The organism is uncultured Senegalimassilia sp., from assembly GCF_934630535.1.
Taxonomy (GTDB): Bacteria; Actinomycetota; Coriobacteriia; order Coriobacteriales; family Eggerthellaceae; genus Senegalimassilia.
This window is the reverse complement of record NZ_CAKTVU010000032.1, coordinates 1-11,747: the sequence shown is the minus strand read 5'-3', so window position 1 is coordinate 11,747 and position 11,747 is coordinate 1. Positions and strand designations below refer to the sequence as shown.

General features: G+C 60.2%; 9 protein-coding genes. 3 read left to right on the top strand and 6 right to left on the bottom strand.

Translation table 11 applies throughout. From position 1 onward, the window contains the following. Positions 1-522 (top strand): pyridoxal 5'-phosphate synthase glutaminase subunit PdxT (pdxT, locus tag Q0D52_RS09780; protein WP_294382541.1); only part of this gene is annotated, 522 nt, incomplete at its 5' end. Here pdxT and Q0D52_RS09775 read toward each other — a convergent pair. The 5 genes from Q0D52_RS09775 to Q0D52_RS09755 all read right to left on the bottom strand — a co-directional run bounded on the left by Q0D52_RS09775 (position 523) and on the right by Q0D52_RS09755 (position 8,347). Then, entirely contained in the window at positions 523-2,967 is a 2,445-nt protein-coding gene (locus Q0D52_RS09775) for a SpaA isopeptide-forming pilin-related protein (RefSeq protein ID WP_294382538.1), read from the bottom strand. Between the two features lie 552 nt (positions 2,968-3,519). After that, a complete protein-coding gene (locus Q0D52_RS09770; protein ID WP_294362846.1) occupies positions 3,520-4,860 on the bottom strand; it encodes a GGDEF domain-containing protein in 1,341 nt (446 codons plus the stop codon). A gap of 150 nt (positions 4,861-5,010) precedes the next feature. Next, a complete protein-coding gene (locus Q0D52_RS09765) occupies positions 5,011-5,784 on the bottom strand; it encodes a glutamate cyclase domain-containing protein (protein WP_294382536.1) in 774 nt (257 codons plus the stop codon). Positions 5,785-5,847: 63 nt separating this feature from the next. Beyond that, a complete protein-coding gene (locus Q0D52_RS09760; protein WP_294382534.1) occupies positions 5,848-6,696 on the bottom strand; it encodes an aminotransferase class IV in 849 nt (282 codons plus the stop codon). Positions 6,697-6,811: 115 nt separating this feature from the next. Then, positions 6,812-8,347, bottom strand: coding sequence for a sodium:alanine symporter family protein (locus tag Q0D52_RS09755; RefSeq protein WP_294382532.1), 1,536 nt, complete (start codon positions 8,345-8,347; stop codon positions 6,812-6,814). A 372-nt stretch (positions 8,348-8,719) separates the two neighbouring features. Here Q0D52_RS09755 and Q0D52_RS09750 point away from each other — a divergent pair, with 372 nt between their 5' ends. Both Q0D52_RS09750 and Q0D52_RS09745 read left to right on the top strand, forming a co-directional pair. Next, positions 8,720-9,355: a hypothetical protein gene (locus Q0D52_RS09750; RefSeq protein WP_294382529.1), complete on the top strand. Its 636-nt coding sequence runs from the start codon at positions 8,720-8,722 to the stop codon at positions 9,353-9,355. 13 nt (positions 9,356-9,368) lie between these two features. Continuing rightward, entirely contained in the window at positions 9,369-10,178 is an 810-nt protein-coding gene (locus Q0D52_RS09745) for an FxLYD domain-containing protein (RefSeq protein WP_294382527.1), read from the top strand. Positions 10,179-10,464: 286 nt separating this feature from the next. On the opposite strand, the gene Q0D52_RS09740 is transcribed toward Q0D52_RS09745, so the two are convergent. Next, complete coding sequence (locus Q0D52_RS09740; protein WP_294362833.1) at positions 10,465-11,433, bottom strand: Abi family protein; 969 nt, start codon at positions 11,431-11,433, stop codon at positions 10,465-10,467. Positions 11,434-11,747 lie beyond the last annotated feature (314 nt).

Sequence of the window (11,747 nt, the reverse complement as noted above, 5' to 3'; positions counted from 1 at the left end):
CCCTACGATGCCCTGGTGCTGCCCGGAGGCGAGAGCACGGCGCAGGCGAAGATGCTGCGCGAGCTGGGCATGCTCGACACGTTGAAGTCCCGCGTGGCTGCCGGCATGCCGGTTCTGGGCACGTGCGCGGGCCTGATCTTGCTGGCGCAAAACGTCGAAGAAGGCGTTCCCGCCGCCGGCGATCCGAACGGCCCCGTTGCCGCAGGCGCAACCGCGGCGGGCGCCATCGGAACGCTGCCGGTGACGGTTCGCCGCAACGCGTACGGCCGCCAACTGGGAAGCTTCCGCACCGTTGCTCCCTGCGCCGGCTTGCCTGGCGTGCCGGATGGCGAAACCGCCGACATCCCGATGACGTTCATCCGCGCTCCGTTCATTAAAGCGGTATCTGATGATGTCAAGGTGCTTGCCACTGTGGATGACCGCATCGTCGCCGTTCGCTATGAGAATCAGCTGGGTGTGTCGTTTCATCCGGAATTGGATGATGACCTGCGTATCCACGAACTGCTCGTCAGCCTGATCTAGCTATTTGCGGCGCCTCCTTCGCTGGTAGCGTCCGCCTTGGGCCTGGTTGCCGCCCTTTATGCGTGCGGCAACCAGGGCAAGCGCGGCTAACGCGGCGGCGCCAAGAAGCTGCGTTGTCGGCAGCGCTGCCCAATCTCCGGTTTCCGCCAATTTGCCTGCAGCTTCTTTGGGCGTTTTGCCCTCTTTTGGCTCTTCGGCATCCTTTTCCAGTCCGTCATCGCCCTCCTTCTCAATGAGGCGATTTGTCACCGTTCTCGAAATGACCGATGGCTCGGAGGGGCCATGGTTGATTTCGATTGTCTCGCTGACCAGGTCGTATCCTTCATTCGTATCGCATGGCAGCTCTTCTAGCAGGTATCGCCCGTAGGGCAGCGCCGCAAGGTCGTCGTTCGGTGCAGCGGCATTGCCGTCGCTGCCGCGACCGAACCATATGCCCGCCGTCGGGTCCATGTCGCTTGCGGTTACGCGTTCCGTCCCCAGCAGGCGATCGTTGCCGTTGGTGCTTCCCGTGTGCCTGGCATGGCGACTCTCGGTGGATGCCCACCCGTTCTCGTCGCACGCCAACACGTGTTTCTCGCCGGTGGCAAGGTTGGTGAGGGAAAACGCCACCTGCAAAGGCTCGTTATCGCCTTCCCTGACCTTGAATAGCTCCAAATCGTTTCGAATCACCTGGTTGGAGAACGAAAGCGGGTTCCCGTTCGCATCTGCTTCGGCGAGCTCTCCTGCTGCGTGCACTTCTACGGTCCTAGGGCTTCCATCCGATAAGAGGTAGCCGCTGGACGCCGCAATCTCGCGAATGGAATAGGTGCCGAACGGCAAGGCGTCGGCGCCGGTTTGCGCTCGGTGCTCCCTGCGCTCTTCATCCCACTGCGTCTCGATCACGGCGACAACTTGCCCGGGAGCGTTCCATTCCCCGTTAACGTTCACGCTATTGGGCGAAGCATTGACGATTTCGAAAAGCACGCCATCAAGGGTGGGCGCCCATGCAAGCTCTTTATTGCCGCCCATTGCCGCAGCGTCATGCAGCTCGGCATCCGTTTTCGACACGGCTATGCCGCCGCGGAGAACACTCTCGTGCACGACAACGCTCTGATCGGCGCTTTCTCCCGAAGTGAAGGAGACGGTGCAGTCGTGTTCGCCCTCTCCCGCGGCCGTTACCGTGATGACGGCGGTCCCTAGATGCTTCTCATAACCTTGCGGTGCTTTCGTTTCCTCGATGGTATAGACGCCTATGGGAAGCGCGCAAAACCCCATGGAATCGCAGGGAAGCTCGTCGCCGCCTATGTGGTAGCGCTCCATGCTCGTTGCATCGGATAGGTGCACCTCGCCAAGCTCATCAGTGCGAAATTCCCAGGTGAACAGGGGATTTGTTGCAACGTTGCCATCGTCTTCGCTTGGGGGCGATTCCAATTGCGCGAAATACCGCACGGTGAACACCGCTCCTGCCAGGCTTGCGTCTCCCTGCGGTGCGGCGGATCGGCTGTCCGCGTCCAGCTTTCGCAACAACGTGTCGAGCCTTGCCGTTTGAGGCGTGTTCTCGACTTTCCCGTCATTCACCTGGGCCGTTTGGCGGTCCTTGACCTCCACGGGGTAGACGTTGGTGCTTGCCGCCATATGCAAGGGGGCTTGCAGCTCGCGAACCCAGTAGGTGCCCGTAGGCATCGCGTCGGCCTTTGCCCGCCCCTGCGCATCGCACGCAATGGTGAGCTCCAGGTCGCTGCAAGCCTCATCGCGGAAGATGCCGAACTTCGCTCCCTCCAGGGAATACAAGGGGTTTCCCTCGGTTATGCGCGGTTGGGATGAGACCTTCGTCAGCTCAAGCGACCCCTGGGCCGTGTAATCGAACGACACCACGCACTGGGTGGCGTTGCCGGTGGAGATTTGGAAGGCCGAGAACGCTGCGGGGACTTCGGCCGTCCTTTCGGCTATGCGGCGGCCGGTCGCCGCGGCGTTTATGAGCGCGCCGTGAGAGTCGAACCCGATGACCTGGTGTTGCGCCCAAGACCGGAAGGACTCGCTGCATCCGTACAACGCCGAGGCGCTGCTGGACGAGTACGTGTCCGAAAGCAGGATATGCGTGAGCGCGGCGTAGCGAGCCTCGGTCATTTCCCCGCCATCGTACCAGGTGGAAGGCCATAGCGCCTTGTCGAACCCGGGGCTGCCGTACCCGAACCACAGGTCCGCGGCGGCTTCGGCGCTTCTGCCGCTCGGGGCGTTGATGGGGGCTTTCGCGTACGGTCCCGACCGAGGGGTGGCAAGCATGGGCGTGGCGCAATATGCGGCGTTTCCGTCGACGCTCATCCATGTGGTGTTGTAGCCGGCGTAGTCGATCCGGGCACCTACCAGCAAATGCCCGACCTCGCTTTCGGCGAAGGCGGGAATCGGCGGCGATCCGGCGGCGATTCCGCATGCGAGCAAGACGGCGATCAGGGCGAATCGGAGCATCGATACGATGCGGCGATGTTGTCGCGCATGCGGATGGGGAATCGATTGCCCATCAGGGCATTTCGGATGGCTCGCTCCCTGGCTTTTCGGCAGTATTCGGATTCGTGTTCGCGACAGCGCCCTGCCGCAATCGTCTTCATGAAGTGTTCTCGATACGCAAGCTGCAAAGCCCGTTCCCATGGCGCCTCCTTGGTTCGCTAGGTGTTTAACGAACCAGCATACCGACGCGAACTTGCAGAACCCTTGTCGGGAGCGCCGCGCGTTGTCGTTGAAACCTTGCGCCGCAGTCGGCCTCGGCTCCTGATCGAACCCGCAGCATGGTCGCCGAAACCTTGCAGATTCGTATCGCGAATCCGCCCGATGCGGCACGACGGGATGGGCGATCGTTTGCTTCCGTCAGCCCCCGTGCATTCATATGCAGGGCGTTTTGCGAAACAAGGTATACGAGCAGACGGGCCCTGCCGATGTCATCGGCAGGGCCCGTCGCTGCGCGTTCAGTCGCACGATATGGGCAAGGTTGCCTGTAATCTGCCCATTATCCCAGTTCAGGCGCTAAAACTCGCCATAGAAGGAGCAGCCGCTGCGCCCGCTTTCCTTCGTGTGGTACATCGCATCGTCGGCGTCCTTGTAAATGTTGTCGCCGGGGCTGTGACGATCGGCGAACGCCGCGCCTGCGCTCAGCGATACCTGCGGCATGCCGTCTATGGGCTTCGACAGCTCCTTATTCACGAAGTCGATCTTCTCTTGGATGGTGTACTGCAGGTCGCTGGTGACCTCCGTCATGATCACGGCGAACTCGTCGCCGCCGATGCGGCACACGAAATCGGTGCTGCGGAACGCCACTTGCAGCAGGCTGGACACGCGCTTGAGCACCTGATCTCCCACGGCGTGGCCGAAGGTATCGTTGACGGATTTGAACTGGTCGACATCGGCCAAGATGAGCGCGAAGTCATGCTTGCCGTCATCATGGAACTTCAGGGCTTTGTCGAACGACCCGCGATTGAGCAGGTCGGTCAGCGGGTCGTGCTCGGCCTGGTGTTTGACGATTATGTGCGTGGCCTCGTTCTCCGTGAACACGCGGTTGTAGGTTTCCGCCAGCACCTGCAGCTCGCCGGCGCCCTGCACGGGGAACAGCCGGTTGGCCTTGATGCTGTCGCAGAAGCTCAGCAGGGGTTTCACGACGGTACGGCGGGCAAGCTCGCAAATGACCAACGCCAGGGCGGTGTAGATTGCCACGCATGTCCCGATCGTGCCGTAGATGCCATCGAACACGGATGTGGCGCGGCTTTGGCTGCCGAGCGTGGCTTCGGTCACCTTGGCGATGCAATCGCTGGTGTTGTGGTTGATGGAATCCTTCGCTTCCTGGTACTTGGAATCCGAGACGAGATTCTGCGCCTCGTAGATCATGCTGTCGTGCGATGTGCGCGAATCTTCGTCGCTGATCTGGCACGATGCGATTTCGGGCCACGGGGAGGGGTCGATATCGTTCGCCTCGCAAATCAGGCGCATGGCGTAGAACTCGGTGCTCATCAGCTCGTTCGACTCGTTCATCGCGGTGCGCAGCGATTCGTATGCATCGGTCCCCTCGAACCGGCTTTTGAGATTCGCAAACGCCTCGTCGAACTGCTCGTTGCTGTTGGCCATGGAGAAGTAGTTGTCGATGTACTCCGGTTTGGCGGTCATGGTGACCAGGCGAACCTGTTCGGTCAGGTAATCAGACCTGTCCTGCATCTGCTGTGCGTCGTTTTCGCAGGAGATATACGCTTCGGTTGCTTGCTGCAGCACATCGAATTGCGCGCGTCCTTGCCAAAACAGGATGGCGCACGTGATGGCTAGCGCGATCGTTATGGCGATGTTCGCGAAGCTGACGGTCTGGACATGGACCCTTCTCATGGCTTTTGCCCCCTCCTGCCGCCTCAGACGGCGTTTTCACAGCAGGTAATTATAGGGCTTATCGACCACATCGGTCAGCATGAACAGGGGACGGAGGTGCGTTCGCGCGAGTGCGAACGCACCTCCGTCCCCTGTTCGCCCGTCCTGCGCCTATGCTCGAAGCAGCGCTTCCACCACGCCGCGCTCGGTTTCCAGGGAGAAGCCGTCCACGGTGGCCTCGCGGCGTCCCGTGGTGCCGTCCACGCTTCCGCGTTCGACGATGAAGCGGTAGAAGTCGTTGATCTGGTCGAATTCGGGCAGCAGCTTCTCCTGGGCGTACCTGCCCATGGCGGCCGCTATGCCGTAGCCGCCCCAGTTCGATACCGTCGCCACCACCAGGTTGTCCACGGTCACCACGCACGGCTCCAGCGTCAGCTTGCGGGCGATGGCGTGCGCCACGTTGCCCATGCCGATCTCGTTGCCGCCGTCGCCGACGCCGATGGTGGGGATGTTGCGGCGCGCGGCCTGCACCACCAGCTCGTCGGTGGGGGAGGTCCGCTTCGATATGTCCACTCCGCGCATATTGCAGTAGCGGCCGTGGAGGTTGCGCCCGCAGCGCTCGATGGACACGATGCCCACGGGCGCCAGCGAGTCGAGCAGCCTGCCCATGGCGTCGTCGCTGTCGTCGGTCTGGACCGTGCGCGTTTGGATATGCAGCTCGTTGAAGTACGCGCACACGGGCGCTTCCGACACCACGACCGGAGTGAACCCTAGCTTCATCAGGGCTTTCGCCATCACATATGTTCCCGTAGGGCCGTCGGTTTCAGGTGCGCCGCCCACGTCGAAGCCCGTCAACAGGGCCACTTTGCCCAGCGGCCACGACAGGATCTGCCGTGCCGCTCGGGCGCAGAAGTCGGCGGGCAATTCCAGGGCCAGCTTCGTCATACCGCGCGCCGAGTGACGCAGTAGTATCCCTTCGATAGATTCCATCGCATGCCACCGCCGCCGCTAAACCGCCGTGGCCTCGGCGAACTCGCGGTTCACCTCGGCTCGCAGCGCCTCGGCCACCTCGGGCGACCCACCGCCGCAGGGTTTGCCTTCGAATTGCTCGGCGAACAGGCACAGGTTCGACGAGCTGGTCACGATGATCTCCTGCGCACCGCGTAGCGTGTCCAGGTCGTAGGGTTGCTCGTGCACGGGGATGCCCAGCTTGTTCGCGGCCTTGATCAGGTGCTTACGCGCGATACCCGGCAAGATCAGCTCGTCGGTGGGCGCGGTCCACAGCTCGTCGTCCAGGATGATGGACACGTTGCTGTGCGCGCATTCCGTCACGCGGTTGCCCATGTTCGCGCGGTAGTACACCGTTTCCTGCACGCCTTCGCGCTTTGCCGCCTGCGAGCTCATGACGGCGGGCAGCAGGTTCAGCGTCTTGATGTTGCAGTGGTAGAAGCGCGTGTCGGGCTCGCTGCGCAGCTTGATGCGCTTCGTGCCGTCAGACATGACTTGCGGCGTGATGGTCACCCACAGGTTGCCCGGCCCCTCCACGTAGTCGTGCTTGCGGGGCGCGGTTCCGCGCGTGCACTGGTAGTACACGAAGTGCTCGGGGGAGTCGACCTTCTTCACCAGCTCATTGAGCAGGTCGGCAAGCTCCTCGCGGGGCATGGGGATCTGGATATCGGCAAGGCGGGCGCTGTTGTAGAAGCGGTTCAGGTGCTCGTCCATGGCGAAGATCTTGAAGTTGCGCGCGGGGCCGGCGTCGTACACGCCGTCGCCGAAGAAGCAGACGCGGTCGTTCATGGGCACGACCATATCCTCGATGGGGCCGAACTTCCCGTTGTAGTAGCCAAGGTTTTCCATGCGGAGTGCGCTTCCTTTCGGATAAAGTAAATGAATTAGGTAGGGTTTCGAGTCAAAAAGAGAAGGGGCTCAGGCGTGAGCCCCTTCGACGTGTGTTGGAGAGGTTGAAACCGCTTTACTTCTCGTGGTACTGCGGGATCTCGGTCTTGTCGACCTCCTCCAGGTTGTGGTCGTACACGTAGTGCTTCGTTTCGCGGGCGATGATGGCGGACAGGCCCAGGACCGCGATGCAGTTCGGGATGGCCATGAGCGCGTTCATCACGTCGGCGAAGTTCCAGACCACGGAGCTGAGGTTGGAGACCGCGGCGCTGCCGGCGGCGTCGCCGACCATCATGCAGCCCCAGAACACGAACAGCAGGAACACGATGTAGTAGGGGAGGACGGCTTTCTTGCCCAGCAGGTAGCTGATGGCGCGGTTGCCGTACTGGCTCCAGCCCAGGATGGTGGAGTACGTGAAGGTGACCAGGCCGACCAGCAGCACCAAGGGGCCGAACACGGGGATCTTCTCGAACGCGGCGGTTGCAAGGCCGGCGCCCGAGGAGATGGTGCCGTTGGCGATGGCGGTGGAGAGCTCGGGGTTCGCCAGCAGCGTGGTCATGAGCATCAGGCCCGTGATGGCGCACACCACGACGGTGTCCCAGAACGTGCCGGTCATGGAAACGAGCGCCTGACGTGCGGGGTTCTTCGTGGTAGCGGAGGAGGCGACCAGCGGGGCGGAGCCCATGCCGGACTCGTTGGAGAAGATGCCGCGCTTGAAGCCGAACTGAAGGGCCAGGGTGACGGTGGAGCCGACCGCGCCGCCGGCGGCGCCTGCGGGGGTGAAGGCGCCCACGATGATCTGGCGGATGGCCTCGCCCAGGAACTCACCGTTCATGCCGATGATGACCAGGCAGCACACCACGTAGAAGACGGCCATGACGGGCACCAGCTTCTCGCACACCTTGGAGATGGACTTGATGCCGCCCAGGATGACGATGGCCACGAGCACCACTACCACGGTGCCGACCAGCCACTGCGGGATGGCCTTGCCGTCGATGAGCGAGGTGTTGTACAGCGCGTCGGCCAGGGAGTTCGACTGCGTGGAAGCGCCGATGCCAAAGGCTGCCAGCGATGCGAACAGGGCGAACAGGATGGCCAGGATGCGGCCGGCCTTCTTGTTCTTGAAGCCGCGCTCAAGGGCGTACATGGCGCCGCCGAGCATGTTGCCGGAGTGATCCTTCACGCGGTACTTCACGCCGATGAACACCTCGGAGTACTTCGTGGCGATGCCCAGGATGCCGGTGATCCACATCCAGAAGATGGCGCCCGGGCCGCCGAACAGCAGGCCCGTGCCCACGCCGACGATGTTGCCCGTGCCGATGGTGGCGGCAAGCGCGGTGGTCAACGCGCCGAACTGGGTGATGTCGCCGTCGGCGTTGGAGGGGTCGTCCTTGGTGACGGACAGCTTGATGCCGGTGCCGATCTTACGCTGAATGAAACCGGTGCGGACGGTCATGAAGATGTGCGTGCCCAGCAGCAGCAAGATCATGATGGGACCCCATACGAAGCCATCGACGGCGTCGATGACGTCAAGCGGGCTGGTAGCGGTGGCGATTCCCTCCGCAAGTCCGGTGAACGGCGTGATGAAGAACGATGTAAGGAAATCCTCCATGGCCTTTCCCCTTTCTCATTGGGGAGAGCGCATGCGTCCGGGAGAACCGAAGGGGGAGGAATCTCCCTAACGCATACCCTTTCCTCGCGTACATGACAGGGGAAACGCTACCGAAGCCAGTTTACAGATTTGTTTCAAATGCGATAAGGCTCGTGTTACGGCGTTAATTGCGTGTTACGCGGCGGGGAAGGTGAAGGCACGAGGGGGTTCGAAGCCTATGGCGTTCGGTTGGATGGTCGGATCGCGCCGTTCGCGGTTCGGAAGGGGGCTCAAGGACGTGATTGCCGAGGTCGAGGAAGGGGTTGAGGTCTAACCTTCGATACGGCTAACATCTTTGTTGGCTCTGCTTAATCTCGATGGGAAGGGAATGAGATGGGAAAAACAGGTGTTTTCGGCAAACGCGCAGGTGCTGTAATCGCGACTGCAATGGTGGTGTGCACGCTATGCGCCGGACTGGCGGGATGCGCCACGCAGAATTCCGGTAACGTGACAAGTGAGCAGGATAAGAACAGCGCCGTTGAAAAGGCGACCATCACAACGCGCACGGTCACGTTCCCCGCCATATTCTTCCAAGATACGGCAGCTGAGGATGTACAGGCGAACCTTCAAGATTGGGGCTGCACCGACATCGTCGCCAACGAGGACGGCTCCTATACCGCGACGATGCCCATAGACAAGTACAACGAGCTTGTGGACTCCTGGCATGATTCGACGGCGAAGCAGCTTGATGAGATGCCCAACAGCGAAACCTGGTCAACCCTCACAGCCGTTGATTACGATGAGCAGTTCTCCAAAGTGACCCTAACCACTAGCAACAGCCAGGTCGGACTTAGCGAAGCTTTCGCCCCGTTGCAGGCGGGGCTGATCGCCTGCATGTACCAGCAGTTCGCGGGGCAGCCGGTCAGCTGCGTTGTGAGCATCGTCGACCAGAGCGGTGCGGAACTTGCTAGCACGACCTATCCGGACGCGCTCGATCAAGATACGCGCGATTCGGTCACGGCAAACTAGCAGGGAGACCATAATGAACCGATCGAAGATAATACTTGTCGCTGCCCTGGCCTGCGCTTTGACCGCATGCGTAGCCATGTTTGCCGGCTGCGCCGAGCAGAATGGCCAAGATCAGCCCCAGTATGCGGACGAGGCGTTCATGCAGTCGCTCGCAAAAGGCTACGAGGCGCGCGATGCCTTGGTGGAAAAGTCCACCAAGACTGACAAGTCTACCGAGTATTATGAGAAGTTGGTCGACGCCGAGCTGAATCAGGTTGAGAAGTACCAGAGCTCGCAGTTTGAGGATAGTAAGCTGCAGGAAAATGCTATTGCATACATCAATTCGCTGAAAGATCAGCGCGAAGCCGCAGAGTTGTGCGCGACAGATAACGATAAGTTTCAGCAGGATTGGAAGAAAGCTTACGACAAGCGCACCACGCTGCTAAAAACGTTCGTGGACGAGTACGGGCTTACAGTGTCATCCTCATGCCAAGACAGCTTAGATAAGTTGGTCAGCCATGGCAAGAAGGTGGAGCGCGACAATAACGAGAAGGCGGCAGTAGAATCGCTGGCAGGCACGATAAACCTTGAGTTTACCGAACAATACTCGACCTTCACGGGCCAAGCAACCGTCTCGAACAACACCGGATACGATTTCGACTACATCAACTTCAAGGTCGAGCTGTTCGATGCGAATGGCGTCAAAGTGGAGACGACGGGCCTGTATGCGAACCATTGGCTCAACGGCGAGACTATCGTGCTCAATTGTTACACGTCGCAGAAGGAGGCTCCGGCGACAGTGAAGATCGTGGCCGATGGCTACGAGATTGCCGATGCGTCATAGGTAAATCGGGAAAGTGATAGAAGGACGACTGTTTTGAGGCCGTGGATTAACTCCGCGGCCTCTGCGTTTTGGTTGATTTGCACGTCGATAATTGTTTGCCTGCTGGTTGCTGCGAGCTACTGCGACAAAGGTGCGACATGCGCGTTGGTGGGCTATGTTTCGGGTTATGTTTCAAAAAGTGTGTCCTTTTTGAAACATAACCCGATAAAAAACTAGGCGGAACCGCTTGCGCGACTCCGCCTTACAAAACCAAATAGGTTTTTCTGTCTACCGCTATTATGCAGGGTTAAAACCAGTTGTCAATGAGCTTCGACAGAAATCCGAGTGAGGACTGTACCTTGTCGTTATTGGGGAGCAGGGCGAGTATCGAATCGATGGAGCGCTGTAGGTTTGCCATGTTGTCGATTGCTCGCGCTCGGCCGGACCCTGCGGGAACTAGGCGCGAATGCAGGTACAGCAGCGTTGTTATCTGCTTAAGGCGGGGGTTGCGCATTTTCGAGGTTCTAACGCGGTGCGAGATACCGGTTTCGGCAAGCGCTTTTTCGACGATGGCGTTCGTTCCGACGTCGGAGGACTGATTGGCGAAACCGTTTGCCATGTTTGAAGAGTGAGCGCAGGCGTTTCTGACGAATTGCGCTTGGCGGAGCATGTAGTGTTCGTCGCGCATTGCTTCGTCGCCCCAGCGGTTTGCGCAGAAAAGATACAGGCTGGCGAAGCTGCCGAAGGAGAAGAGCTCCATGAGCACCCATACGGGCATGTCGGACGGTTTCCCGTATCTGCGTACAAGGTCTCCGCAGAAAGCGTCACTCGCGAGCATGGCGACTTCGCCCTCTCGTCTGCGGCGCTCGCCGTGATTGAGGCTCGACATATAATCGCAGCTGATGGCGTAACCATCTTCGTTCTCGAGCTCGGTGACCTTTCTGACGAGCTTGGATCGTGCCGCGTGCTCAACGTCCAGGGTGAGCGGTAGAAGGGTGTAGCGCAGGTCTCGATCGAAGGACGCAAGGGCTTTCAAGTGACCGAAGTCGAGGTTGACGTACTGGCCGTTGCGGGGTCCGCCTACGCGCTTCTCGAAAAGAATGCGGTAGGAAGCGATTTTGAAATAGTATGTCCTATCTGATAGGTATGCTGCAGCAGCTTTTTCGGTGCAAAGGTCGAAAGTCACGCCTCTTGATCTGAGATGGGCGATTTGCTCGGGAACGGTGAGCAAGGGTTTGGGATGAACCGGTTGCTGCTGTTGCTTTTGCTCGGGCATGATTCTCCTGTCGGTTTCGTTTCAGGCATTGTACCGTGCGTTTTCGCTACGATAAAACTCGGCACGAGGACGTTGGCGATCCTCCCAGAAATCAAGCTACAAAAAAGCCTGGAGATCGTGATGTGCTGAGGGCGGCGGTCGCATAGGGAAAACGCCATGCTTTCGGTAGTCTTGAAGGCATCGAAGGGTAAAGTACACTGCGCTCCTCAGCCGCAGGCTTTGAGGAGCGCAGTGCTTCGCAGTGCTTCGCAGTGCTTCGCAGTGCTTCGCAGTGCTTCGCAGTGCTTCGCAGTGCTTCGCAGTGCTTCGCAGTG